This is a genomic window from Lysobacter sp. Hz25 (genome assembly GCF_046097045.1).
GTDB lineage: Bacteria > Pseudomonadota > Gammaproteobacteria > Xanthomonadales > Xanthomonadaceae > Lysobacter > Lysobacter antibioticus_B.
In genome coordinates this window covers 398565-423483 of the sequence record NZ_CP175666.1, presented here as the reverse complement: position 1 = coordinate 423483, position 24919 = coordinate 398565, and the positions used below count along the sequence as shown (strand labels likewise).

At 69.2% G+C, this 24919-nt stretch carries 24 protein-coding genes; 12 read left to right on the top strand and 12 right to left on the bottom strand.

Features of this window, described 5'->3' with window-relative positions; translation table 11 throughout:
* Window positions 1–143 precede the first annotated feature (143 nt).
* Together ACKN61_RS01715 and ACKN61_RS01710 are read left to right on the top strand one after the other, a co-directional pair.
* Window positions 144–920 (top strand): DUF4124 domain-containing protein, encoded by a 777-nt coding sequence (locus ACKN61_RS01715; protein ID WP_408952019.1) that lies wholly within the window; start codon window positions 144–146, stop codon window positions 918–920.
* On the top strand, window positions 920–1582 hold the full coding sequence (locus ACKN61_RS01710) for a DUF4124 domain-containing protein (RefSeq protein ID WP_082638792.1): 663 nt from the start codon (window positions 920–922) through the stop codon (window positions 1580–1582). The genes ACKN61_RS01715 and ACKN61_RS01710 overlap by 1 nt, the downstream gene beginning before the upstream one ends.
* Before the next feature lie 96 nt (window positions 1583–1678).
* Here the strand turns inward: ACKN61_RS01710 and ACKN61_RS01705 are convergent, their stop codons facing one another.
* Window positions 1679–2011: a hypothetical protein gene (locus tag ACKN61_RS01705; protein ID WP_408952018.1), complete on the bottom strand. Its 333-nt coding sequence runs from the start codon at window positions 2009–2011 to the stop codon at window positions 1679–1681.
* Window positions 2012–2080: 69 nt separating this feature from the next.
* Here ACKN61_RS01705 and legP point away from each other — a divergent pair, with 69 nt between their 5' ends.
* A complete protein-coding gene (gene legP / locus ACKN61_RS01700) occupies window positions 2081–3340 on the top strand; it encodes a Dot/Icm T4SS effector Zinc-dependent metalloprotease LegP (RefSeq protein ID WP_408952017.1) in 1260 nt (419 codons plus the stop codon).
* Window positions 3341–3355: 15 nt separating this feature from the next.
* Window positions 3356–4354, top strand: a complete 999-nt coding sequence (locus ACKN61_RS01695; RefSeq protein WP_408952016.1) for an MvdC/MvdD family ATP grasp protein — start codon at window positions 3356–3358, stop codon at window positions 4352–4354.
* Here the strand turns inward: ACKN61_RS01695 and ACKN61_RS01690 are convergent.
* The gene (locus ACKN61_RS01690) at window positions 4297–4620 is read right to left on the bottom strand and encodes a YbaY family lipoprotein (RefSeq protein WP_408952015.1); all 324 of its coding nucleotides are present in this window, start codon (window positions 4618–4620) and stop codon (window positions 4297–4299) included. The genes ACKN61_RS01695 and ACKN61_RS01690 overlap by 58 nt on opposite strands.
* Window positions 4621–4730: 110 nt before the next feature.
* Window positions 4731–5507 carry an SDR family oxidoreductase gene (locus tag ACKN61_RS01685; protein ID WP_408952014.1) on the bottom strand — a complete coding sequence of 259 codons (777 nt, stop codon included), beginning with the start codon at window positions 5505–5507 and terminating at the stop codon, window positions 4731–4733.
* An 85-nt stretch (window positions 5508–5592) separates the two neighbouring features.
* Here ACKN61_RS01685 and ACKN61_RS01680 point away from each other — a divergent pair, with 85 nt between their 5' ends.
* Window positions 5593–5829 (top strand): hypothetical protein, encoded by a 237-nt coding sequence (locus ACKN61_RS01680; protein ID WP_223621310.1) that lies wholly within the window; start codon window positions 5593–5595, stop codon window positions 5827–5829.
* A 76-nt stretch (window positions 5830–5905) separates the two neighbouring features.
* On the opposite strand, the gene sppA is transcribed toward ACKN61_RS01680, so the two are convergent.
* Together sppA and ACKN61_RS01670 are read right to left on the bottom strand one after the other, a co-directional pair.
* Entirely contained in the window at window positions 5906–7792 is a 1887-nt protein-coding gene (gene sppA, locus ACKN61_RS01675) for a signal peptide peptidase SppA (RefSeq protein ID WP_408952013.1), read from the bottom strand.
* Window positions 7793–7904: 112 nt separating this feature from the next.
* The gene (locus ACKN61_RS01670; RefSeq protein WP_408952012.1) at window positions 7905–9335 is read right to left on the bottom strand and encodes an MATE family efflux transporter; all 1431 of its coding nucleotides are present in this window, start codon (window positions 9333–9335) and stop codon (window positions 7905–7907) included.
* A 121-nt stretch (window positions 9336–9456) separates the two neighbouring features.
* Between ACKN61_RS01670 and ACKN61_RS01665 the strand changes: the two genes are divergently transcribed.
* Window positions 9457–10935 carry a DUF3667 domain-containing protein gene (locus ACKN61_RS01665; protein ID WP_408952011.1) on the top strand — a complete coding sequence of 493 codons (1479 nt, stop codon included), beginning with the start codon at window positions 9457–9459 and terminating at the stop codon, window positions 10933–10935.
* The gene (locus ACKN61_RS01660; protein ID WP_408952010.1) at window positions 10932–11261 is read left to right on the top strand and encodes a DUF4286 family protein; all 330 of its coding nucleotides are present in this window, start codon (window positions 10932–10934) and stop codon (window positions 11259–11261) included. The genes ACKN61_RS01665 and ACKN61_RS01660 overlap by 4 nt, the downstream gene beginning before the upstream one ends.
* 54 nt (window positions 11262–11315) lie before the next feature.
* Here the strand turns inward: ACKN61_RS01660 and ACKN61_RS01655 are convergent, their stop codons facing one another.
* The 3 genes from ACKN61_RS01655 to ACKN61_RS01645 form a co-directional block, all read right to left on the bottom strand.
* Window positions 11316–11633 carry an antibiotic biosynthesis monooxygenase family protein gene (locus ACKN61_RS01655; RefSeq protein ID WP_408952009.1) on the bottom strand — a complete coding sequence of 106 codons (318 nt, stop codon included), beginning with the start codon at window positions 11631–11633 and terminating at the stop codon, window positions 11316–11318.
* Between the two features lie 94 nt (window positions 11634–11727).
* Window positions 11728–12372, bottom strand: coding sequence for a DUF3106 domain-containing protein (locus tag ACKN61_RS01650; RefSeq protein WP_408952008.1), 645 nt, complete (start codon window positions 12370–12372; stop codon window positions 11728–11730).
* Window positions 12359–13291 carry a hypothetical protein gene (locus tag ACKN61_RS01645; RefSeq protein WP_408952007.1) on the bottom strand — a complete coding sequence of 311 codons (933 nt, stop codon included), beginning with the start codon at window positions 13289–13291 and terminating at the stop codon, window positions 12359–12361. The genes ACKN61_RS01650 and ACKN61_RS01645 overlap by 14 nt, the downstream gene beginning before the upstream one ends.
* A 542-nt stretch (window positions 13292–13833) precedes the next feature.
* On the opposite strand from ACKN61_RS01645, the gene ACKN61_RS01640 reads away from it, so the two are divergent.
* Complete coding sequence (locus tag ACKN61_RS01640; protein WP_408952006.1) at window positions 13834–16086, top strand: primosomal protein N'; 2253 nt, start codon at window positions 13834–13836, stop codon at window positions 16084–16086.
* 679 nt (window positions 16087–16765) lie between these two features.
* Here the strand turns inward: ACKN61_RS01640 and ACKN61_RS01635 are convergent.
* Window positions 16766–17638: an NYN domain-containing protein gene (locus ACKN61_RS01635; protein WP_408952005.1), complete on the bottom strand. Its 873-nt coding sequence runs from the start codon at window positions 17636–17638 to the stop codon at window positions 16766–16768.
* 171 nt (window positions 17639–17809) lie between these two features.
* On the opposite strand from ACKN61_RS01635, the gene tal reads away from it, so the two are divergent.
* On the top strand, window positions 17810–18760 hold the full coding sequence (gene tal / locus ACKN61_RS01630) for a transaldolase (RefSeq protein WP_408952004.1): 951 nt from the start codon (window positions 17810–17812) through the stop codon (window positions 18758–18760).
* 16 nt (window positions 18761–18776) lie between these two features.
* Window positions 18777–20063: an NAD(P)/FAD-dependent oxidoreductase gene (locus ACKN61_RS01625; protein ID WP_408952003.1), complete on the top strand. Its 1287-nt coding sequence runs from the start codon at window positions 18777–18779 to the stop codon at window positions 20061–20063.
* 119 nt (window positions 20064–20182) lie between these two features.
* On the opposite strand, the gene ACKN61_RS01620 is transcribed toward ACKN61_RS01625, so the two are convergent.
* A complete protein-coding gene (locus ACKN61_RS01620; RefSeq protein ID WP_408952002.1) occupies window positions 20183–20653 on the bottom strand; it encodes a DUF1203 domain-containing protein in 471 nt (156 codons plus the stop codon).
* A 164-nt stretch (window positions 20654–20817) separates the two neighbouring features.
* The gene (rpoH, locus tag ACKN61_RS01615; RefSeq protein WP_031373242.1) at window positions 20818–21696 is read right to left on the bottom strand and encodes an RNA polymerase sigma factor RpoH; all 879 of its coding nucleotides are present in this window, start codon (window positions 21694–21696) and stop codon (window positions 20818–20820) included.
* 458 nt (window positions 21697–22154) lie between these two features.
* Here rpoH and ACKN61_RS01610 point away from each other — a divergent pair, with 458 nt between their 5' ends.
* A complete protein-coding gene (locus tag ACKN61_RS01610; protein WP_408952001.1) occupies window positions 22155–22601 on the top strand; it encodes a hypothetical protein in 447 nt (148 codons plus the stop codon).
* Between the two features lie 7 nt (window positions 22602–22608).
* Here the strand turns inward: ACKN61_RS01610 and ACKN61_RS01605 are convergent, their stop codons facing one another.
* The gene (locus ACKN61_RS01605; protein ID WP_408952000.1) at window positions 22609–24072 is read right to left on the bottom strand and encodes a PLP-dependent aminotransferase family protein; all 1464 of its coding nucleotides are present in this window, start codon (window positions 24070–24072) and stop codon (window positions 22609–22611) included.
* 107 nt (window positions 24073–24179) lie between these two features.
* On the opposite strand from ACKN61_RS01605, the gene ACKN61_RS01600 reads away from it, so the two are divergent.
* The gene (locus tag ACKN61_RS01600; protein ID WP_408951999.1) at window positions 24180–24884 is read left to right on the top strand and encodes a glutathione binding-like protein; all 705 of its coding nucleotides are present in this window, start codon (window positions 24180–24182) and stop codon (window positions 24882–24884) included.
* The last annotated feature ends 35 nt before the right edge of the window (window positions 24885–24919 follow it).

The window sequence follows — 24919 nt, the reverse complement described above, 5'->3', positions numbered from 1 at the left end:
GGGCACGGCTGAACTGGCACCGGCCCGTGCCCCGGCCACGTCCCGCTCCGCTACCGAACGCCCCGCCATCGGGTACTCAGCGCGCACCGGTCCGGCCGCGGATTCGACTTTCCCCTAACGCATCGGAAGCGCAAGATGCGCGCATGTCCCGTGCCCGCCGCCTCCGCCTCGTACCGGCCGCGCTCTTGTCCAGCGTGCTCGCCGCCTGGCTGTGCGGCGGCGCGCTGGCTGGCAGCGCCCATGCCGCCGAGGTATTGATCTACCGCTGCACCGACGAGCGCGGCCACATCAGCCTGCGCGATACGCCGTGCACCGGCGGCCAGCGTCAGCAGACGATGACCATGATGCGGCCCGTCGACCCGCCGCCGCGCCCGCTCGACACCGCGGTCGCCGCGCCGGCGCCGGTCGCCTCCGAACGCCGGCCTCAGCGCTTGATCGTGCACACGCCGCAGCCGATGTACGAATGCATCCGCCCGGACGGCAGCAGCTACACCAGCAACAACGGCGACGGCAATCCGCGCATGATGCCGATCGTCGATCTGGGCTATGGCGTGCCGATCTATAACAACCGCACCTCGCTCGGCGGCCGCATCGGTGCGCCGACCCCGCGCCTGGGCGATCCGAGCGCGCGCATCGCCATCGCCGGCCGCCACGGCAACGTCGCCTACACCGGCACCGCCCGTTCCGGCGGGTATTATTCCGGCGGCTACGATTACGGTTACGGCGTCTACTACGGCAGCCAGCTGGTGCGCGACGAATGCCAGCAACTGCCGCAGCAGGAAGTCTGCAGCCGTCTGCGCGACCGCCGCTACGAAGGCGACCGCCGCTACAACAGCGCGCTGCAGAGCGAGCGCGCCCAAATCACCCAAGAACAGCGCGGCATCGATGCGCGCCTGAACGCCGATTGCGGAGCTTACTGATGCGTGTGTGGTGGTGCTTGCCCGTCCTGCTGCTGGCCTGCGCCGGCGTTTCCGCCCAGCCCGGCAAGGTGGTGATCTACCGCTGCACCGACGCCCTCGGCCAGTTGACCGTGCAGAACAACACGCCGTGCCCGAAAGGCAGCACGCAGGACAAGCGCGTGATCGATTCGGCGCCGTCGAGCGCGGCGCCGCCGTTGTTCATCACCTCGCCGGTGCCGCCGATCGCACCGGCCAACGCCCCGCCGCCGCACCCGCCGGTGTCCTCGCAACTGCCTTCGGTAAGCCGGCCGCCGGCGGCCAAGCCGGCCGCACCCAAATCCACCATCGCCGACGGCGACCGCCTGCCGCCGCCGGTGCTGTTCGAGTGCCGCACCTACGACAACGGCCGCTACCTCAGCGACGACGGCCGTCCGCCGCAGCGTTGCGCGGCGCTGCAGACCACCGGCCTGGGCACCACCGCCTCCGGCGCCGGCGTGGCCTGCCAGATGGTCGACGACCAATGCCAGCGCCTGCCCGACGAAGCGCTGTGCGAAAACTGGAAGCAGCGCCTGCGCGAAGCCGAATCGGCTTTGCGTTTCGGTCGCAGCGACAGCCGCGACGCCTCCGCCGCCGAAGTCGCGCGCATCCAGCGCATCGTCACCGAGAGCACCTGCGGCCGCTGAGCCGCACCGGCCGAGCTGCACCCGCATCGCCCGATCGCCGACACAGCGCACATAAACGCGATCGGATCTGTCCGGCCGCGCACCGCAGGCGCGTTCCTATAGCTGGAGCCGCCGCAGCGAGGACGGCCCCGCCTCGTCGAGGGACACGACGCGCTGGACCACGGTGGACGACGCCAAGCACGGGCCGGCATCCCACTCGAACGGACATGCGAACTCGTTCGCGCGCTCGGCCATCGACACGCCGAGCGCGCCGAGCGCAGCCACGCGTCGACGCAGCCCTTCGGCGCAAACGCCGTACGCGATCGCCCGCCGCGGCCAGGCCCTGGCCGCCGCACGCATGCCGCTAGTCCACATCAGCAATCGCCGAGGCATCGGCGCGCCATCGCGCGCCACCCACGGCCCGAAGCCCGCCGCCGCGGCGACGGACACGCGGCGTCCTGCGCCTTCGCCGGCACGGGCCCGCGCCCGCGTCACCGCGACGGCGACAGGAGACGGCAGATGGCAACCAGGAAAGGCACCGCCGGCGATAAAGCCAAGCCGGCCAAACAAGGCGAATTCCGCGGCGGCGGCACCGTGCGCACCGCATTGATCCGCGGCGAGACCTTCCGCGCGAAGGCCGTGCAGTACGTCGAAATCGACGGCATGGCGATGTTCGAAGGCGACATCGTGCTCGGCACGGTCGAGGAGGTCGAACGCATCTCGGACATGCTGCGCTCCGAATCCACCTCGGGCGTGGCGATGGCCGTGGCGATCAGCGGCTCGCAGTTCCGCTGGCCCGGCTGCAGGATCCCCTACACCATCGACCCGGCGTTGCCCAATACGGCCCGCGTCACCGATGCGATCGCGCATTGGGAAGCCAAGACGCGCTTCCGCTTCATCCTGCGCACCACCGAAGCCGACTACGTGACCTTCCGTCCCGGCAGCGGCTGTTCGGCCCAGGTGGGCCGGCGCGGCGGCCAGCAGTTCGTCAACCTCGCCAGCAGTTGCAGCCTCGGCAACACCATCCACGAGATCGGCCACGTCGTCGGCCTGTGGCACGAGCAGAGCCGCGAGGATCGCGATTCGTTCGTGAGCATCCAGTGGGCCAACATCACCGCCGGCTACGAGCACAACTTCAACCAGCACATCAGCGACGGCGACGACATCGGCAGCTACGACTACGGTTCGATCATGCATTACCCGCGCAACGCGTTCTCGTCCAACGGCAAGGACACCATCGTGCCGATCGGCGCGGTGCCGCCGGGCACGGTGATCGGCCAGCGCAGCAGCCTGTCGGCCGGCGACATCGCCGCGGTCAATTCGTTCTGCCCGCTGACCACGATCAAGGAATCGCCCACCGACACGCTCAAGGAACGCATCAAGGAAGCGGTGCGCGACAAGCTCAGCGACACCCTCAAGGAAATCCGCAAGGACATCATCACCGACACGATCAAGGAACAGGTCACCGACACGCGCAAGGAAGGCATCTACGATCCGGGACCGACCATCGCCGAGAACCTGACCCTGCCGGGACGTCCGCCGCTGTTGGTCAATCCGGCCGCGCGCGGTGCCTTGCCGTTCGCGATGGCGACCTCGGCCGGCGACGTCGGCGACGAGAATGCCGACACCGTGGCCGCGCTCGATGCCCAGTTGCAGCAGCTCGCCGAGGAACTCGCCCGCGCCGACATGGCCCGGGCCGCGCTGCAGTCGCAATACGACGAAACCGCCGCGGTACTCGCCCAACTGGCCCAGTCCGGCGCCGGCGGCGGCAACGGCTGACCGGGAGAGCGTGCCGTGATCCTGCTGATTTCGCACCAAGCCGATGCCCATGCCCGTTGCGTGCTCGACCATCTGCAGGCGATGGAACGACCGGCACTGCTGTTCGATCTGGCCGAGTTTCCGGATCGCGCCACGCTCTCGATCGATTACGCCGACGGCGCGCGTCCGCGCATCGACTATGCGCGCGCCGGCGGCGAACGCCATGCGCTCGACGAGGTGGGCTCGGTGTGGTGGCGCCGGCCGCAGGCGCCCGACCTGTCTTCGGTCACCGATGCGCAGGCGCACCTGTTCACCGCCAACGAATGGAACGAGGCGCTCAACGGCCTGTGGCGTCTGCTCGGCGACGCGCGCTGGATGAACGACCCCGGCCGCGACGATGCCGCCTCGCGCAAGGCCGCGCAGTTGCGCATCGCCGCCGAACTCGGCTTCAAGGTGCCGCGCACCCTGATCAGTTCCGATCCGCAGCGCGTGCGTGAGTTCGTGCACGCGCTGGGGCCCGGCGCGACCGTGCACAAGACTTTCTCGTGCACCCATGCGGTATGGCGCGAGACGCGCCTGCTCGGCGAGGACGACCTCGCCCACCTGGACACGGTCAGGCTGGCGCCGGTGATCTTCCAGGAGTTCGTGCCGGCCGCGGCCGACATCCGCGTCACCGCGGTCGGCGGGCGTTTGTTCCCGGCCGAGATCAAGCTCGACCCGGTGCCCGGTTCGATCGATTTCCGTCCCAACCTCGGCGCGGCGACGGTGCGCGAGCACGCGCTGCCGTTGCCGCTGCGGCAACGGCTGCTGGCGCTGATGCAACGGCTGGGCCTGGAGTACGGCGCGATCGACCTGCGCCTCACCCCTCAGGGCGAGTACTACTTCTTCGAGATCAACACCGCCGGCGAATTCCTCTTCATCGAACAACGCACCGGGCAGCCGATCGGGCGCGCGGTGGCCGAATGGCTGGCCGGGGCTCAGTCGATGCGGCTGACGACCAGGGTCATCTCGGCGGAGGCGGTGCGCAGCGGATAGGCGCGGGTGGTGATGTAGTCGCCGACGGTGACGCGGCGGTCGCCGTCGCGATCGACGTGGACCCAGAAGGTGGCTTCGTCGGCGCCGGCGTCGATCTCGATGCTCAGCGGCACGGCCTTGGCGTGCTCGGGCACGACCGCCTGCCATTCCTGCAGGGTGCGCGCCGGCGCGTCTTCGAACGTGGTGTCGCGCAATTGCACCCGCACGGGGCTGCCGGCCGGGAGTTCGGCCCCGTCGGCGGCGACGATGGTCAGCGAAACGCGCATGGCCGGAGTATACGCCCGCCGCTCGTGCGCAACTGCCAAACCGCGCCCAGCAACGGGGCGCGGGCAGGCTCGACCGGCCGCATCTTTCGGCGCGACCGGCGCCGCCGGATTCAGAAACCGTAACGCTGGAAGCCGCCGTCCACCGCGATGCATTCGCCGGTGATGTAGCCCGCCGCCGGCAGGCACAGGAAGGCGACCGCGGCGGCCACTTCCTCGGCTTCGCCGATCCGGCCCAGCGGCGTGCGCAGCAGCACCTCGTCGAGATAATCCGGGTCGGCGAGCTTGTCGGAGGTGCGGCGGGTGCGGATGTACCACGGCGCGACCGCGTTGACGCGGATACCGTCCTCTGCCCATTCGACCGCGAGGTTGCGGGTCATCTGGTGCATCGCCGCCTTGCTCATGCCGTAGGGCGCGCCGGTGCGCACATGCATGTTGCCCGACACGCTGCCGATGTTGACGATGCTCGACGAGGCGTGGCGGGTCAGCAGGGCGTGCGCATAGCGCGACAGCTCGAAGGCCGAGAACAGATTGATCTCGAAGATCTGCCGCCACTCGTCCTCGGTGTAGTCGTTGGTCGGCTTGCTGCGGTTGCCGCCGGCGTTGTTGACCAGGATGTGCAGGCCTTCGCCGAAATCCTCGACCCAGTCGAGCAGCTCGCGGCGCTGTTCGTCGTCGGCGACGTCGGCGACGAAGCCTTGCACCTCGCGCTCGGGAAAGTCCTCCAGCAGCTCGGCCCGCGCCGATTCCAGCGCCGCGGCATCGCGCGCCGCCAGCAGTACGTCGGCGCCGAAACCGAGCAGTTCGCGGGCGATCGCGCGGCCGATCCCGGCGCTGCCGCCGGTCACCAGCGCGAGCTGTCCGTCCAATCGCCAACGTTTCGGGTCCATGCCGTCCTCCAGCCAAGTCTCGGATCGACGCGCGAGCTGCGCGACGGGCGTAGCATAACGGCGTTCGCCGACCCAGGACGCCACCATGACGCCTCACCGGATCGTACCGATAGCCTCATCCCTGGCGACCGCCGCGCTGCTGTGTGCGTTGGCGGCCTGCTCCAAGCCGCAACCGCCGGACAAGGAGCGTCCGGTCGAACCGCAGGCGACGCAGCTGCGCGATGCGATCCAGCAACCGATCGAACGGGCGAAGTCGACCGAGGCCGCGGTCGACGAAGCCGCGCAGCAGCAGCGCGCGGCGATCGAAGCCGCCGGCGGCTGAGCCGGCGCGGGGCGCAAAAAAAAACGGGCCGCGATGCGGCCCGTTTGGTTGACTCGGCGAGCGGGGCGAACCCGGCTCAGAGCTCGCAGAAGCAGTAGGCCAGCGCCTTGATCGGCACGCCGCTGGTCGGCTTGACCGAGCTTTGCAGGAAGCGCAGGTCGGCGGCCGCCTGCGGCATCGCCTCGCTCAGCAGACCACGGGCGAAATCGGACTGGCCGAGCAACGCAGCACCGGCGCGGCTCTGGGCGAAGCCGGCGAAGAAACGCTCGAACGGGGTCGGCATCTTCTCGACGTAACGCACGCGGTAGTCCTCGACCTTGCCGAGCTTGGCGCGGGCGGCGACGTCGGCGATCGCTTCGGGCAGACCGCCGAGGGCGTCGACCAGACCGCGCTCCTTGGCTTGTGCGCCGCTCCAGACGCGGCCGCGCGCGACCGCATCGATGTCGGCGACCGGGCGCTTGCGCGCCGTGGCGACGCGACCGGTGAAATCGGCATAGCCCTTGTCGATGACGTTCTGGATCACCGCGCCGACTTCCGGCGACAGCGGACGGGTGATGTCGAAAGCGCCGGCCAGGCGGGTGGTGCCGACGCCGTCGGTGTGCACGCCGATCTTCTCCAGCGCGCGCGGCACGGTCGGGATCATGCCGAAGATGCCGATCGAACCGGTGATGGTCGAGGGATCGGCGTAGATCTTGTCGGCGTTCATCGAGATCCAGTAACCGCCGGAAGCGGCCAGGTCGCCCATCGACACCACCACCGGCTTGCCGGCGGCCTTGAGGGCGACGATCTCGCGGCGGATCTGCTCGGAAGCGAACACTTCGCCGCCGGGCGAATCCACCCGCAGCACCAACGCCTTGACGTGATCGTCGTCGCGCGCCTCGCGCAGCAGGGCCGCGGTGGAGACGCCGCCGATCGTGCCCGGCGGCTGCTCGCCGCCGGAGATCTCGCCTTCGGCGACGACGATGGCGACCTGCGGACGGGTATCGGCCGGATTGACCACGCGGTCGAGGCCGGCGACATAGGCCTCGAACGAAATCTGACGGAAGCCGCCGTCGGCGTCTTCGTCGGCGACGCCGCGCTTGGTCAGCAGGGTGTCGACTTCCTCGCGCGTCTTCAGGCCGTCGACCAGCTTCTGCTGCACCGCGTACTTGCCCAGGTCGCCCTTGACCGCGGCCAGGCGCTGCGGCAATTCGTCGATGCCGGCGGCGAGCTGGGCCGGATCGAGCTTGCGCGCCTTGGCGACGTCGCCGAGGTAGCGCGACCACAGGTCGTTCATCCAGAACAGGTCGGCGGTCTTGGACTCTTCCGAGGCGGCGTCGAGGATGTAGGGTTCGGCGGCCGACTTGAACTCGCCGACGCGGAACAGATGCACGTCGACGCCGAGCTTGTCCTGCAGGCCTTCGCGGTAGTACTGGCGATAGCGGCCGAGGCCTTCGATCAGCAGCCCGCCCATCGGGTCGAGGAAGACCTCGTTGGCCTGCGCCGCGATCAGGTACTGCTTCTGGTCCATGCTCTCGGAGAAGGCGATGACTTCCTTCTTGCTCGCCTTCAGGCGCGCGACCGCTTCGGACAGCTCGCGCATCGAGGCCATGCCCGAGGTCTGCAGCTTGTCCAGGCGCAGCACGACGCGCTCGATGCGCTTGTCGTCCTTGGCCGCGTCCAGCGCGCGCAACAGGTCGCGCAGCTGCACTTCCTCGTTCTTGTCGCCGAAGATGCGGCCGAGCGCGCGCGAGGCCGGGTCGCTGCTGTATTGCTCGACCAGCGCGCCTTCCGGCGCGATCACCAGGGTGGTGCGATCCAGCAGAGGCTGTGCGCGACCGCCGAAGACCACGGCCAGCAGAAAGAAGAACAGGAAACCGAAGAACACCAGGTTGAAGATCAACCGGCGGGTGAAGTTCATCGTGTCCCAGGCGCCGACGAAGAAACGGGCCAAGGGGCCGCGACGCGGGGCGGTATCGTTCATTGCACAGGCTCCATGTGTACAGGTGCAGACTAACCCGGCGCGGCGCCGGGTTTCATCCGCCATTCGTAACGCAGATTTTCAAGCGGTATTAGGCTTTCAGCGCAGCCGTCGTTCAGGCTTCGCGGGTGCAACCGGTCTCGCGCGGATCGACCTCGTGCGGCGACTCCTCGGCCATGCGCCGGGCCAGGCGCTCGGGCTCGCTGGAGCGCATGAAGCGCGTGCACAGCAGCACCGAGGCCACGGTCAGGCCGGCGATCAGGCCGATCCACATGCCCTTCGGGCCCCAACCCAGGCCCAGGCCGAGGCCGGCGCCGACCGGCATGCCGACGCCCCAATAGGCCAGCGCGGCCAGGATCATCGGCCTGCGGGTGTCCTTGAGCCCGCGCAACGCGCCGGCCGACAACACCTGGATGCCGTCGGGGAACTGGAACGCGGCGGCGTACAGCAGCAGCGAGGCGGCCAGAGTCGCGACCGCGGCGTCGGCGGTGTAGAAGCTCACCAGCAGATCGTTGGCGGTCAAAAGCAGGACGCCCGAGAGCAACTGGGTGCCGACCACGATCGCATAACCGGCGAAGGCGGCATTGCGCACGCCGTGGTAGTCGCGCCGGCCCAGGGAATGACCGACCCGCACCGTGGTCGCCTCGGCCAGGCCCATCGGCACCATGAAGCACAGCGCCGACAGGTTGATCGCGATCTGGTGCGCCGACGCCGGCACTTCGCCGAGGCGGCCGATCAACAGGGCGGTAACGATGAACAGACTGCCTTCCATCAGCACCGTCACGCCGATCGGCAGGCCGGTCGCGAGCAGGCCGCGGATGGTCGGCCAATGCGGCGGGTCGAAGCGCTCGAACAGGCGCAGGTCGGCGAAGCGCCTGGCCTTGCGCAGCACCAGGAAGAAGCCGATCGCCTGCACCCACAGCATCGCCGCCGAGGCGATGCCGAGCCCGCCCGCGCCCATTTCCGGCAGACCGAACTTGCCGAAGGTCAGCACGTAGCCCAGCGGCAGCAGGATCAACAGGCCGCCGGCGCTGAGCAGCATCGTCGGCAGAGTCCAGTGCAGGCCCTCGCTGAGATAACGCATGCAGAAGAACAGGGTCAGCGCCGGCACGCCCCAGCGGATGCCGTGCAGGAAGTCGCGCGCGCCGGGAATGATCTCCGCCGCGATCCCCATCGCCGCCAGCGCGTGCGGGATCAAGGTCAGGAACGCAAACAAAAACACGCTCAGCAGCACCGCCATCCACAATGCCTGGCGGAACAAGCCGCCGATTTCGCCGCGGCGGCCGGCGCCTTCGAGCTGCGATACCGAGGGCGGCACCGACAGCAGGGTGCCGATCGGCACCATCATCGGCAGCCACCACAAGGCGGTGCCGATGGTGACCGAGGCCAGGGTGGTGGTGCTGTGGTGGCCGGCGAGGGTGTTGTCGACGAAGCCGATCAGGCCGGTGGACACATGGCCGGCGACGAGCGGCGCGGCCAGGACGACGGTAGTGCGGATCTCCCCGGCCAGACCGGCGCGGGAGATGGAAGGGGATGACGCAGACATGGGAGAGGACCAACAGCACGACTGCGGCCGCGCATCCGGTCTAGGGCGCTGGCGCCGGGTCGCGGCGGACGGCTATCTTACCCGCTCGAAAGTGAAGGCCGGGGAGCCTGATCGATTCCAGATGACCGACTCTTCATCTTCGGCCGCCGGCGGCCATGGCGACCTGACTCATTGCGAGAACTGCCAGACCTTGTTGCAGGGGCATTACTGCCATGTCTGCAGCCAATCGGTGGTCAATCCGATCCGCCACGCCGGCCACGCTCTGGAAGAGGTGTTCGAGTCGTTCTGGCACCTGGACGGGCGCATTTTCCGCACTTTGCGCGATCTGCTGTCTCCCGGCCGGGTGGCCCGCAACTACATCGGCGGCCACCGCGTGCGCTATGTCGCGCCGCTGCGGTTGTTCGTGATCGTCTCGGTGCTGACCTTTTTCGTCGCCCAGTTCGCGATCCACATCGACGAAGGCGCCCAGGGCTTCGACGTGCACACCATGCAGAACACCACGGTGCGCCTGGGCAACAGCAAGAAGCAGATCAAGAACGCCGACAGCATCGTCGAGGTCGAAGCGCTGCGCGCGCGCACGGTCAAGGAACTGCAGGCGGCCAGCCAGGCGGTGCCGGCCGAGGCGCGCAACGCCATCGACACCTCGATCAACACGATCAACCGCCAGGCCGACAAGCGCATCGAGAAACTACGCATCGACCAGGGCCTCGACGCGCAGCAGGTCGCCGAGCAGAAAGCGGCCGGCGTGCGCGACGCGTTCGTGCCCAAGACCGGCACCCTCGAAGCGGCCAAGACCCTGGCCGAGGTCGAACGCGTGCGCGACGAGCGCATCGCGCCGCTGCAGGCCGGACTGGCCAAGCTGGCGCCGAAATCCACCGCTGCGATCGAGCAGGCCAACAAGATCCGCCAGGTCAACGCCGAAGCCGGCTGCCGCGCCGCGCAGTTGCAACAACTGCATGCGCTGGCCAGCGAAGGGCCGGTCGCGCGCAAGTCCGACCCGGAGCGCTACGGCGAGACCGATTGCGAAGACATCGGCGACCCGCTGTCGTTCAACGGCAAGGCCTGGAACGCGCAGACCAATCCGCTGATCGTGAGCTGGTGGCCGAAGGCCGCCAACGACTGGCTCAACAAACAGGTCGGCCGCGGCGAAGCCAACATCAAGCGCCTGCGCAAGGAGCCCTGGCGCTATGTGCACACGCTGATCAGCGCGGTGCCGACCGCCCTGTTCCTGATGGTGCCGCTGTTCGCGCTGTTGCTGAAGATCGCCTACCTCGGCTCGGGACGCGGCTATCTCGAACACCTGGCGGTCGCGCTCTACAGCCACGTCTACCTGTGCCTGTCGATCCTGGCGATGTTCGTGTTGATGCTGCTCGGCGGCGCGATCACCCCGCACTGGCCGGGCTTCGTCTGGATCGGCGGCTGGGGCATCGGCCTGCTGTGGGCGTGGATGCCGATCTATCTGCTGATCATGCAAAAGCGCGTGTACGGCAACGGTTGGCTGGTGACCCTGCTGCGCTACAGCGTGATCGGTACGTTGTATTTCTTCCTGCTGACCTTCGCCGCGATGATCCTGGCGGTGGCCGCCGTGGTGCGGATGTGAGCGCGCATTCCGCCGGCGAGGTGGTCTACGAGGTCACGCTCGACCTCGACGGCGACATCGCCGACGAGTATCTACAGTGGCTGCGCGCGCACATCGCCGAGATCTGCGCCCTGCCGGGCTTTCTCGGCGCCGACTTGCACGAAACCCTGGAACCCTCGGCGCCGGACGGCCGCGTCGGTGTGTGCGTGCAGTACCGCCTGCGCGACCAGGCGGCGCTCGAGGACTACCTGCGCGAACATGCGCCGCGGCTGCGCGCCGACGGCATGGCGCGCTTCGGCGGCCGCTTCAACGCCTCGCGCCGGGTGCTGCGGACGCTGCCGCGCTGACTTGCGGGCAGCTTGCGCGGTTACCGTGATGTTGCGGCGACGACGGCGCGACGCTCAAGCCGTTGCCGTCTTCGCCCCGACCACCGCGGTCGGCGCGTAATGCCGCATCTCCTCGATCGCGCCGATGTAGCCGCGGATCGCGGCGAGGAACTCGCGGAACTCCGGACTGCCGCGGAAGCCCTGCAGATGGCCCTCGGCGCTGTCCCACTCGATCCGCAACAGGTAGCGATGCGGTTCGTCGACGCAACGCGAAAGCTCGTAGGCCAGGCAATGCCTGGAGGCGTCCAGCACGAGAGCGGCGCGCGCGTAATCACGCTCGAAGGCCGCGCAGGCGTCGGGTTCGAGGGTGTAGCGGATGTACTCGACGATCATGCGCACAAGCCTGGCGGAGGGTCGTGCCGACGCTAGCAGGCCGCGGCGGCGACGGATGTAACAAGGCTTGCCGCCGCCACCGCCGTCACAACGCTCAGCGTTGCAATTCTTCGCTGAGCCAGGCGCCGCGGTTCGGCGCCGGAGTCGCCAGCAGCCCGCTGCGCAGGCGCTGGCGGTCGTGCGGCGGCGTGCGCTGGACCAGCACCGCCAGGTCCTTGCGCTGCATCGGCGTCATCGCGCGCAAGGCTTCGCGCATGGCGCCGTGCTGGGCTTCGGGCATCTGCGCCAGCAAGGGCTGCAAGGCCGGGTAGTCGACGCCGAGCGCGGGCCCGAGCAACCAACCGCGGCGATCGCTGCGGTCGATGGCGTCGAACTGCGCGCGCAAGGCCTGCTGCTGGTCCGGCGGCAGGGCCGCGTAGCGCGCCGCCGCGGCCTGGGCCTGGGCGCGTTCCTCGGCGCTCAAGGCCTGCCAGGCCAAATAGCGTTCGCGGCGCTCGCCGCGTTGCTGCGCGCTCAGGGCATCCCATTGCGCCGCACGATGGTTGAAGTCGCGGCGCTGATCCGGGCTCCAGCCGGCCCAGCGCTTGGCGTTTTCCTGCAGGCGCGCCTGTACCGACGGCGGCAGGCGCTGCAGGATCTCGCCGAGATCGGGCGGAAGGGCCACGGCCGGGGTCAGCGCCGCCACGGCAGCCAGGGCCAGGCCGCATATCCAGCGGCGCGGGGAATCACTGCGGCGCATCGCTGCTCTCCAGGCCTTCGCTTTCGGGGGCGTTGGTTTCCGAACCCGGCGCGGGCGCGCCGGCCGGGGCGTCGGCGGCCACCGGCGCGTCGGCCGGCGCCGGCGCCAGCAGCGGGATCGTGCCGGCGTCGCGCGCGGCGAGCCAGCTGTGGAAGTCGACCTCGGCCGCGGCGGCCTGGCCGTCGGGGTCGGCGAGCAAGACGAAATCGCGGTGGGCGATCAGCCCGGCCTCGTGGCTGTAGCGCTCGGCCGGGGCGGCGGCCTCCGGCAAGGGACTCACCCGCACCCCGTCGGGGCCGCCGAGCCAGCCGCCGGCAAACCCGCCGAACGGCCAGAAGGTCGCCGCGAACGCCAACACGCACAGCGCCAGCAGGCTCCACAACAGCGGCATCAGCCAGCGCGGACGCGAGCGCGGCGCGGCCTCGGCACGGGCGCCGGCGCTGGCGGTCACCGCCACGCCCTGCAGGGCCGCCTCGCGGACCTGGCCGAGATGGGCCAGGCGCTCGGCCGGCAAGGTCTTGATGCGGCGGTGCACCTGCTCGCGCAGTTGCTGCCAGGCCTGCGGGTCGGCGCGGCCGTCGGCGTGGCGCGGCAGGGCGCGTTGCAGCGCCAGGCGATAGGTCGCCGGAGCGACCCCGAGCACCGCGGCGGCCTCGCCCTCGCCGAGCCCGGCGGCCAGGCGCAGCAACAGCGCGGCACGCGGGCCGCTGCCGAGATCGGCGAGGCGGTCGGTGGCCTCGACCGCGATCGCGACCGGGGTGCGGTGGCGCAGGCCGGGCTGGGTCAGCAACAGCGCCCAGAATCGGGTCGGCCAGTCGCTCAGCGAGGCATCGGCGGCGACCTGGCGGAAACCGGCCATCGCCGAAGCCAGCGCGGCGTCGCCGGCGGCGGCATCGCCGGCCTGCAATTCGGCCAGCACGGCGCCGCGCCGTTCGACGCCCCGAAGGAAGGCCGAGAGGGCTGCCGGAGCGTTTTGCCGGGGGGCGGAAGAGCTGGGGGACGGGGGTCTGGAACTCATCGGAACGACTTCACCATACGCTCCATCATAGCGAGGCTGGCGGCGTGCAAAACCGCTTGACAAAGCGCCGACGCGCGCCAGCGCGAAGCAGGACGCGGCCTGCGATCAAAAGTGGTTGTGCACAGCAGTAATGGAAACGTCATCAAGCCCCGGTTTGCCGGCGGCGAGAACCGCATGACAGCCATGTTTCACGGCTAAGGCCCTGATAAATATACAAATAACCGCGTTGGCACTTTTTTCACCAACCTAACCCGAGGGCTTATTTCAACGCTCTCGCGCATCGCTGCCGACCCGCCATGCACAGATTTATCCACAGCCCGTGTGGATAAGGGGGATTTCCCTTGGTATACCGCAAGTTACGTGATTATTGTCACGTAATAGCGAGCTATGGCCTGCAACTCCTTCGGCTGCCGTCGATCGTTCCCGGTCGCTAGACTGGTGTCATGCCCGAGGCCCTGTTTCCACCGCCGTCGACCGTCTGGCGCGTCGCCCTGCCGCTGCCGTTGCCGCGGCTGTTCGACTATCTGCCGCCTGCGAGCCAGACCGACGGCGACGCCGCGGTCGGCCACCGGGTGCGGGTGCCGTTCGGCCGCCGCGAGTTGGTCGGGGTGGTCGCCGAAGTCGGCGCGCCCGAATACGAGACCGACCCGGCCGCGCTCAAGACCGCCCTGGGCCGGATCGATGCCGACCCGCTGCTGCACGGCGAGCTGTTCGACTCGCTGCGCTGGCTGGCCCGCTACACCCATGCCCCGCTCGGCGAGGTCCTGGCGACCGCCCTGCCCGGGCCGCTGCGCCATGGCGAACCACTGCCCGACACCCATGCCTGGGCCTGGTGCCTGACCGAGGCCGGCCTCACCGCCCGCGAAGGCCTGCGCGCCGGCCGCCCGCGCCGCCTCGCCGACCTGCTGCAGGACGGCCCACAGGACGAAGACCGTCTCGACGAGGCCCTGGACGACTGGCGCAGCGCCGCGCGGGCCTTGGCCAAGCGCGGGCTGGCCGAACGCATCGCCGTCCCGGCCAGCGCACGCGCACCGGCACCGCGCCCGGGGCCGGCGCTCAACGAGGAACAGCAGGACGCCGTCGACACGGTGTTGGCCGCCGATGGCTTCGTGCCCTTCCTGCTCGACGGGGTCACCGGCAGCGGCAAGACCGAGGTCTACCTGCACGCGATCGCCGACTGTCTGGCGCGCGGCAAGCAGGCCCTGGTGCTGGTGCCTGAGATCGGCCTGACCCCGCAGACCCTGGCGCGTTTCCGCGCCCGCCTCGGCGTGCCGATCCACGCCCTGCACTCGGGCCTGTCCGACGGCGAACGCGCCCGCACCTGGGCCGGGTTCGCGCGCGGCGAGGCGCGGGTCGCGGTCGGCACCCGTTCGGCGGTGTTCCTGCCGCTGCTGCAGCCGGGCCTGATCGTGATCGACGAGGAACACGACGGCAGCTTCAAGCAGCAGGACGGCATCCGTTACCACGCCCGCGACTTCGCCCTGGTCCGGGCCAAGGCCTTGAACATACCGATCCTGCTCGGCAGCGCCACCCCGTCGCTGGAGTCGCTGCGCAACGTCCAGGCCGGGCGCTACGGCCATCTGCGCCTGCAACGCCGCGCCGGCCAGGCGCAGGCGCCGCAGGTGCGGGTGGTCGACGTGCGCAAGCGCCCCATCGAGGCCGGCCTGTCGCCGGAATTGGTCGACGCCATCGCCCAGGCCCTCCACGCCGGCGGCCAAGTGTTGGTGTTCAAGAACCGGCGCGGCTATGCGCCGGTGCTGCTATGCCACGACTGCGGCTGGACCGCGCACTGCCCGCGTTGCAGCACCCCGCTCAAGGGCACGCCGATGACCGTGCACGGCGGCGGCCGGCGCCTGCAATGCCACCACTGCGGTACCCGCCGGCCCGCACCGAACGCCTGCCCCGACTGCGGCGGCCTGGCCCTGCAATCGCAGGGCGCCGGCACCGAACGCATCGAAGAGTCCTTGAGCGCGCGCTTCCCCGATTACCCGGTGCGCCGCATCGACCGCGGCACCACTCAGCGCCGCGACGCGCTCGAACAGCATTTGGCCGAATTCGGCACCGCGCCCGGCATCCTGGTCGGCACGCAGATGCTCGCCAAGGGCCACGACTTGCCGAACCTGACCCTGGTCGCGGTGGTCGGCATCGACGAAGGCTTATTCAGCGCCGACTTCCGCGCGCCGGAAAAACTCGCCCAACTATTGATCCAGGTGGCCGGCCGCGCCGGCCGCGCCGACAAACTCGGGCAGGTGCTGCTGCAGACCCATCACCCTGAGCACCCGCTGCTGCACACCCTGTTGACCGGCGGCTATGCCGCCTTCGCCGAGACCGAGCTCGCGCAACGCGAAGCCGCCGATTTTCCGCCGTTCGCGCACATGGCCCTGCTGCGCGCCGAAGCGCAGGAGGTCGACGTCGCCAATGCCTTCCTGGCCAAGGCACGGCGCGAGATCGATGCCTTCGCCGACCCGCGCCGGCGCCCCGCACCGGGACAGCGCCCCGCCCTGGAGATCAACGGCCCCTTGCCGGCGCCGATGCCGCGCCGCGCCGGTTACCAGCGCGCGCAACTGATCCTGACCGCGCTGGAGCGGCGCCATCTGCACGCCGCGCTCGACGCCGCCCTGCCGGCGATCTACGCCTGCCCGGAAGCGCGCAAGGTGCGCTGGTCGCTGGACGTCGATCCGATCGATTTGTACTGAGCCGCGCTTGTGCCCCCTTTGAAAAGGGGCTGTGGAGTTGCCGTTGCCGTTGCCGTTGCCGTTGCCGTGATTTTGATCTGCTTTGCGGCTTTACCGGTCAAGTGGAGACCCGGAGGGCGGCGCACAGGACGTGCGCCGTTTTCCGATAAGACAAGGATGTCTTATCGGAAAATCCCGGCGACAGCATCGCACTCGTGGCCTGTGCCCTTGCAAGGAGAGCCCTTTTCTTTGGTTACCTTTCTTTTGGGCTTAGCAAAAGAAAGTAACCCGGCCGCGTTAGCGGACGGAAGCTCTGCTGTTGCTTGTGGCTTCTCGATCAGCAAGATCAAACGCCAAAAGCTTCCGCCACTAAAGCGGCGGGTAACTTTCTTTTGTCTAAAGCAACAAAAGAAAGTCACCAAAGAAAAGTGCTTTTGTTTTGAATCACAGGCCCGCACGAGCGATGCTTCCGCAGGGATTTTTCATACGGGACATCCCTGTCCCGATGAAATACGGCCCGCATCCATGCGGGCCGCCCTCCGGGTCTTCGATTGCCTTCGCTAGTGCGAAGCTGCGCACAGCAACAGCAACAGCAACAGCAGCAGAAGTCATAGCCAAGGCCCTGGCCAGGGGTGGGGTTCGACGCCGTCAATGGAAGAACGTCGCCGCCCACGATTCGCGGTCGCGGCTCGCGCCGGCATCAGGTCTTGGGCTTGACCTTCGGCTTGCTCGCCGCTGGCTTGTTCACAGGCGCTTTGTTCGCGGCAGGCTGGTTGGCCGGCGCAGGATTGACCGCCGGTTTGTTCGCCGGCGATTTGCTCTCGGCGGCTTTCTTCGCGCCGCCCTTGGGTTTGTCACGTACCCACACCGTCAGGTTGTCGCGCCGTATCTCGAACAGGCCCATCGCCTCGATCAGGTCGCTGAGTTTGCGGTAGCCGTAATTGCGCGGATCGAACGAGGCCTGGTTGCCGATCTGCTGTCCGATCGTGGCCAGCCGCGACCAGCCGTCGTCGCCGCCGGCGGCGTCGACCGCGCGCCGCAGCATCTGCACCAGGCGCGTATCGCTGCGCAGGTCCTTGGCGCTGCGCACCGGCGTCGCCGCGCTGTCGTCGGGCACGCCGTCGACGCTGGCCGGCTGGGCCAGGGCCTCGACATAGGTGAACTTCGAGCAGGCGTTGACGAAGGGCTCCGGCGTCTTCTGCTCGCCGAAGCCGTAGACCTTGGCGCCCTCGGTCAGCAGGCGCATCACCAGCGGGGTGAAATCGGCATCGCTGGAGACGATCGCGAAACCGTCGAGGTTGCGCGCATACAGCAAGTCCATCGCATCGATGACCATCGCCATGTCGGAGGCATTCTTGCCCTTGCTGTAGGCGAACTGCTGCATCGGCCGGATCGCGTAGTCGTGCAGCACCGCTTCCCAGCTCTTGAGGTTCGGGCTCTTCCAGTCGCCGTAGGCGCGGCGCACGTTGGCGATGCCGTAGCTCGCCACCTCGGTCAGGATCACGTCGATCTTCGCCGCCGGCGCGTTGTCGGCGTCGATCAGCAGCGCGATGCGTTTTTCCTCTGCGGCCATGCGATTCCCCTGCGGGCCGGTCCCGGCCCTGTCGCGGCCCAGCCTAGCGCAACCCCGCCGTCAGTGCCTCGACGCCGTGCCGGCGCCGAAACGAGCGCCACGGTCATGACGCGCTAACCTCGATCAGTGAGAATGGCGGGGACCCTAACGACACGACATGACCCCACCCCCATGACCAACCAGCTCGAACAACTGCGCGCACTCTCCGCCGTCGTCGCCGACACCGGCGACATCGAAGCCATCGCCCGCTTCCGTCCGCTCGATGCGACCACCAACCCCTCCTTGCTGCTCAAGGCCTCGGCCTTGCCGGCCTATGCACCGCTGATCGAGGCCGCGGTCGCCGCGGCGCAAGGCGCCGACACCGCCGCGCGCGTCGGCGACGCCGGGCTGCGCCTGGCCGTCGCGATCGGCGGCGAAATCCTCAAGCTGATCCCGGGCCGCGTCTCCACCGAAGTCGATGCGCGCCTGAGCTTCGACACCGAAGCGACCCTGGCCCAGGCCCGTCGCATCGTCGAGTTGTACGACCAGGCCGGCATCGGCCGCGAGCGCCTGCTGATCAAGATCGCCTCGACCTGGGAAGGCATCCGCGCCGCCGAGCAGCTCGAACGCGAAGGTATCCACTGCAACCTGACCCTGCTGTTCTCGTTCGCCCAGGCCGTGGCCTGCGCCGAGGCCGGCGTGTACCTGATCTCGCCGTTCGTGGGCCGCATCCTCGACTGGCACCTCGCCAACGGCACGCCCAAGCCAGCCACGCCCGCCGACGACCCCGGCGTGCAGTCGGTCGCGCGCATCTGGCAGTACTACAAGCGCCACGACTACGCCACCGTGGTCATGGGCGCGAGCTTCCGCAACACCGGGCAAGTGCTCGCGCTCGCCGGTTGCGACCGCCTGACGATCTCGCCGGAGTTGCTCGGCGAACTCGAAGCCGGCCACGACACGGTCGCGCGCGCGCTCAACGACGACGGCCAGCGCGCCGCGCCGGGCGCGAAGCTCGACGAGGCCGGGTTCCGCTGGCAGCACAACGAGGACGCGATGGCGACCGACAAGCTCGCCGACGGCATCCGCCGGTTCGCCGCCGACCAGCGCAAGCTCGAAGACCTGCTCACCCGCCATCTCAGCTGATCGAGGCTCCATCGCCATGAGCGACTCCCGCAAGCACGTCGTCATCGTCGGCGGCGGGTTCGGCGGTCTGTGGGCGACGCGCGCCCTGGCTTCGGCCGAGGTGCGCATCACCCTGATCGACCGTCGCAACCATCATCTGTTCCAGCCCCTGCTGTACCAGGTCGCGACCGCCGGCCTGTCGGCGCCGGACATCGCCGCGCCCTTGCGCCACATCCTGCGCAATCAGAAGAATGTCGAAGTGCGCCTGGGCGAAGTGACCGGCATCGCCGCCGACGCGCGCCAGGTGAGCCTCGCCGGCGGCGACGTCATCGACTACGACTACCTGCTGCTCGCCAGCGGCGCGACCCATGCCTATTTCGGCCACGACGAATGGGCCGACGATGCGCCCGGCCTGAAGACCCTCGACGACGCCCTGCACATCCGCCGCCGCGTCCTGCTCGCTTTCGAACGCGCCGAAGCGGCCGAAACCGAGGAAGAACGCTCGGCCTGGCTCCACTTCGCCGTGGTCGGCGGCGGCCCGACCGGGGTCGAACTCGCCGGCACCCTCGCCGAGATTTCGCGCAAGACCCTGCGCCGCGAGTTCCGCCGCATCGACCCGGCACAGGCGCGCGTGCGTTTGATCGAAGCCGGCCCGCGCGTGCTCGCCAACTTTCCCGAATCGCTGTCGGAAAAAGCCCGCGCGCAATTGCAGCGACTCGGGGTCGAAGTCGCCACCGGCACCCCGGTCGCCGCGATCGACGCGCGCGGCTACCGACTCGGCGCCGAGGTCGTGCCGTCGCGCACGGTGCTGTGGGCGGCCGGCGTCGCGGCCTCGCCGCTCGGCGCCCTGCTCGATGCGCCGCGCGATCGCGCCGGGCGCGTGCTGGTCGAACCCGACCTCAGCGTGCCCGGGCATCCGGAGATCTTCGTCGCCGGCGATCTGGCCAGCGTCAAGCAAGCCAACGGCCAGCCCGTGCCCGGGGTCGCGCCGGGCGCCAAGCAGATGGGCGCCTACGTCGCGCGTGCGATACGCGCACGTCTCGATCGGCACACGCTCGAACCTTTCCGTTACGTCGACTTCGGTAACCTCGCCACCATCGGCCGCCGCGCCGCGGTGGTCGACCTGCGTGGCTTCAAGTTCTCCGGCTTCGCCGCCTGGGTGTTCTGGCTCGCCGCGCACGTGTTCTTCCTGATCGGCTTCCGCAACCGGCTGATCGTGATGCTCAACTGGTCGTGGGCCTACTTCACCTACCAACGCCACGCCCGCATCATCTTCGGCACCGGCGAGCCCGCCCGCGCCGATCCACCGGCACCGCCGTCATGAAGACAGGCGGGCGACGCGGTGCGCGTGCATCCCTCGGCTGCAGCGGTAACGACGACGAAGGGCGCCTCGCGGCGCCCTTCGTGTTTACCGCGGACTCGGTGGCTGTCTGCAAGCTCGCGTCAGACGCGATCGATCCGGCACATGAAGCAACCGGTGCGGGCATTGTGCGCGTGCACTTCGGTCGTGTCCGGATCGTCGAGCAGCTCGGCCAACACCGCATCGGCCTGGGCGCCATCGATCGCGCGCGCGCCGCGCATCCAGCCGTTGGCGTCGTAGGCGCGCAGCGACAGGTGGCGGGTGCGCAGAAACGGCGGCAGGGCATCCTCGTACACGCTCGGCTGGGCGGCGCCCTCGCGCACGTAGATCGGGCCGCTGGAACGGTAGGGGCCATCGCAGGCGTGGTGCTCGAAGGTCAGCAACAACACCGAGTCGCCGGGCGCGGCGTCGGCCAGGCTGATCCGGCAGGGGTAGCCGTTCGGCGAGTCGGCGACGATGCGGCGCATGCCGTGGGCGCGCAGGCTGGCGTCGTCGAGCGCGCCGAGGGTGGCGAAGGGTTCCGGCGACAGGCCGGCGATGCGGTAGCGAGACATGGGGTAACTCCCTGGAAGACAGGGCCCCAAGTTAGATGCCGCGCGCGCGCGGCGATATCCGCTTCTTGCGCTGCGCGGTCGCGAACGCTGCAGCCGTTTGCGGCGCCGCAAACGACGACGGCCCGGTTTCCCGGGCCGTCGTCGCTAAGCTTGCTGGTGGCCGATCAGGCGACGAACAGGCCGCGCATCTTCTTCAGGGCATTGGCTTCGATCTGGCGGATGCGCTCGGCGCTGACGCCGTACTCGTCGGCCAGTTCCTGCAAGGTGATCTTGCTGTCGGCATCGAGCCAGCGACGCTTGATGATGTCGCGCGAACGCGCATCCAGGCCGGCGAGGCCTTCGCGCAGCAGGCCGAGCTGGTTGTCTTCCTCGTCCTCGCGCTCGTACGACTGCGACGGATCTTCATCGCTCGCGCGCAGGTACGCGGCCGGCGACGGCGGCGCATGATCGTCGTCTTCGTCGGAGGGCGCATCGAAACCGATGTCGCGGCCGGACAGGCGCGATTCCATTTCCAGCACTTCGCGCTCGGAGACGTTGAGGTCCTTGGCGACCAGGCGCACTTCCTCGGCGTTCATCCAGCCCAGGCGCGTCTTGCTCTTGCGCAGGTTGAAGAACAGCTTGCGCTGCGCCTTGGTCGTGGCGACCTTGACGATGCGCCAGTTCTTGAGGATGAACTCGTGCATCTCGGCGCGGATCCAGTGGACCGCGAACGAGACCAGACGCACGCCCTGGTCGGGGTCGAAACGCTTGACCGCCTTCATCAGGCCGATGTTGCCTTCCTGGATCAGGTCGCCGATCTGCAGACCGTAGCCGTTGTAGCCGCGGGCCACGTGGACGACGAAGCGCAGGTGGGAGTGAACAAGTTCACGGGCCGCGTCGAGGTCTTCCCCTTCGCGGAAGCGGCGCGCCAGCGCCTGCTCGTTTTCTACGCTGAGCACCGGGATCTGGTGCACGGCGCCGATATACGCGTCCAGCGAACCGAGCGCGCTGGGCACAGGCAGGTTGTTGGCGACTAGAGCAGTGGATTGGGCGATAGAGGTCATGGGGGTCATCTTAGCAGTCGCGATATATGACTGCTAAAGGTGGGGAAAGTTCCACAGTGTTGCGGTACTGGAACGGGCGACCGGGCCTTGACCGGCCCGGGCGGCGGAGCGCCGGACCGATGAGACGGCGGCGCGGACATCAACATACCCTTTGTAATTAATAACTTATTAAAGCGAACCGGCCGCCGGCGCCATTCAGCCCAGGACCCGGGCACTCGAATATCCGCCCGTGGCACCGTCGGCTGCCTGAACCGGCGCGGCGAAACGCCACCATCGGCCTGATCCGGGCGCACATTCCATCAGGACTGGGGTCCCAGATCGCAAAACCGGCGCCGGGCCGAGAGCGGCGACCGGGGCTTCGACCCCCGATCCGGACGAAGGTTCACCCCGCAGCCCTGCTCGCGCCTGCGGCCGGCGCGCCACTACAGTGAGGCGACGCCGCCCGCCCCGGACTGCCCGTGATCCGACGAAAGACCCAGGAAGACGCCACCGGCTGCGGCCTGGCCTGCGTGGCGATGCTCGGCGGCATCGGCTATGCGCAGGCGCGAGTGCTGGCGCGCCGGCTCGGCGTCGGCCCGCACGATCGGGTCGTAGGCCGCGGCGACCAAGCGCGCACGGTGCGCAATGCCTACTTCAGCGACGCCAGACAGTTGCGGCGCATGCTCAAGCTGCTCGGCCTGCGCGCGGGGCCGGAACGCCGCCTGGCGCGATGGGATGCGCTCGATCGCAGCGGCATCGCCGGCATCAATCCCAACCGCCGCGAGGGCAGCTGGCACTGGGTGGTCTATCTGCACTCGGACGAAGGCGGCTGCGTGCTCGACCCGAATCCGCGCGTGCGCAGCGAACGCAGGACCGACTTCGGCCGGATGAAGCCGCGCTGTTTCATCCCGGTGGCTCCCGCCTGAGCCGGAATCAGGCGTCGCCGAGTTCCTCCAGCGAGCGGCGGAAACGCTTCAGGGCCGGGGCGATCTCGTCGGCATCGATGACGCCATAACCGAAGGTCAGTGCCGGCCGTTCCAAGGCGCCGATCGCATAGTCGCCGACCGACTGCGCACCGGGCAGGTGGCGCAGCATGCGCGCGAGGATCGCCGGCGCCAGCCCGGGGTCGCGGATGCGCGCGGCCAGGTGCAGCCCCGCTTCCGACGGAATCGGCTCCAGCCACGGATGCAGTTCGCGGCGCAGGCCGTCGAGCAGGGCGTCGCGGCGCTCGCCGTAGATCGAACGCATGCGCCGCACGTGCCGGGCGAGATGACCGTCGCGGATGAAGGCCGCGAGCACCGATTGGGTGATCGTGTCGCAATGCGAATCGGCGCATTGCTTGACCGTGATCAGGGCATCGCGCGCCCACGCCGGCGCGACCACGAAGCCTTTGCGCAGCGACGGGAACAAGCTCTTGGAGAAGGTGCCGACGTAGAACACCAAGGCGTCGCGATCCAGCGTCTGCAGCGCGTCGAGCGGGCGCCCGCCGAAACGGAACTCGCCGTCGTAATCGTCTTCGATCACCACCGCATGATGAGTGCGGGCGAACTCCAGCAGCGCCTTGCGCCGGCGCAACGACAAGGCGACGCCGGTCGGCGATTGGTGCGAGGGGGTGACGGCGATGACGCGCACGTCCTCGGGCAGGCGCTCCACGCACAGGCCTTCGTCGTCGACCGGCATCGGCACCAGGCGCGCGCCGGCGGCGGCAAAGGCTGCGCGCACCGGCGGATAGCCCGGCTCTTCGACCGCCACCTGGGTCACGCCCGGCGTCACCAGCAAGCGCGCGAGCAGATCGAAGGCCTGCTGCGCGCCGGAAGTGACGATGACGTCGTCGGCCGCGCAGGCGACCGCACGCGCGAACGCGACGTGCTGGGCGATCGCTTCGCGCAGGGCCGGGATGCCTTCCGACGGCGGATAACTGAAATGGGTCTTCGACCATTCGCGCAGGCTCTGCGCGGACAAACGCCGCCAGACATCGTGCGGGAAATGGCGATGGTCGGGAATGCCGAGGCGGAAGCAGCGTTCCGGCAGGCTGCGCGGCGGCGCGGGACGCATGAACGGCGTGCGCCACAGCGGGTTCAGGCGTGGGTCTTCCAGCCCCTGCTCCAGATGCGAGGGCGCGCGCCGTTCGCGACGTCCGGCGACGTCGGCCACCACGGTCTTCGCGCCCTTGCGCGGCAGCGCATAGCCTTCGGCGATCAGCAGGTCGTAGGCGGTGACGACGGTGTTGCGGGCGATGCCGAGCTCGCTGGCGACCTGGCGCGTCGCCGGCAGCGGCGCCCCGGCGGCGAGGCGGCCGTCGAGGATCGCCGAGCGCAGCTGGTGGTGCAGTTCCTGGGTCAGGGTGCCTTGGCCGCGGTCCGGCAGGGCGAGAGGAAACGGGAAAACTGGCCCCATGAAATATCACCGTTTTGGCTCATTCAGGGCGCCAGAGTACTCCTAAGCTGAGTCCATGGAAGCGGCACGACGCCGCCGCACTACCCCTCCCAGACGAGCCCCTGCCGATGATCGACCTCTACTACAGCCCGACCCCCAACGGCTTGAAGCTGCGCCTGTTCCTGGAAGAGTCCGGCCTGGCCCACCGGGTCGTGCCGGTGCAGCTTTCGGCCGGCGAGCAGTTCGCCCCCGAGTTCCTGGCGATCTCGCCGAACAACAAGATCCCGGCGATCGTCGACCACGCCCCGCGCGACGGCGGCGAACCGGTGGCGGTGTTCGAGTCGGGCGCGATCTTGCTCTATCTCGCCGAGAAGACCGGCCTGCTGCTGCCCGAGGACGCCCGCGCCCGCCTCGAAGTCACCCAGTGGCTGTTCTGGCAGATGGCCGGGCTCGGCCCGATGGCCGGCCAGGCCGGTCACTTCCGCGTCTATGCGCCCGAGCCGCTGCCGTATGCGATCGAGCGCTACACCCAGGAAGTGAAGCGCCTGTACGGCGTGCTCGACCGCCGCCTCGCCGACCGCGCCTATCTCGGCGGCGACGCCTATTCGATCGCCGACATCGCTTGCTACCCGTGGATCGTGCCGCACGCCGGGCTCGGCCAGGACCTCGCCGCGACCCCGCACCTGCAGCGCTGGTTCCAGAGCATCGCCGCACGTCCGGCCACCCAGCGCGTCTACGCCGGCATCGACGACCCGTACACCAAGGCGCCGGTGCTGTCGGAGGAAGCGCGAAACGTCCTGTTCAACCAGGGCGCGACGAACGCGAAGTCCTGACTCGTCGCACGCCCGCACAGCCCACCGCCACGAGG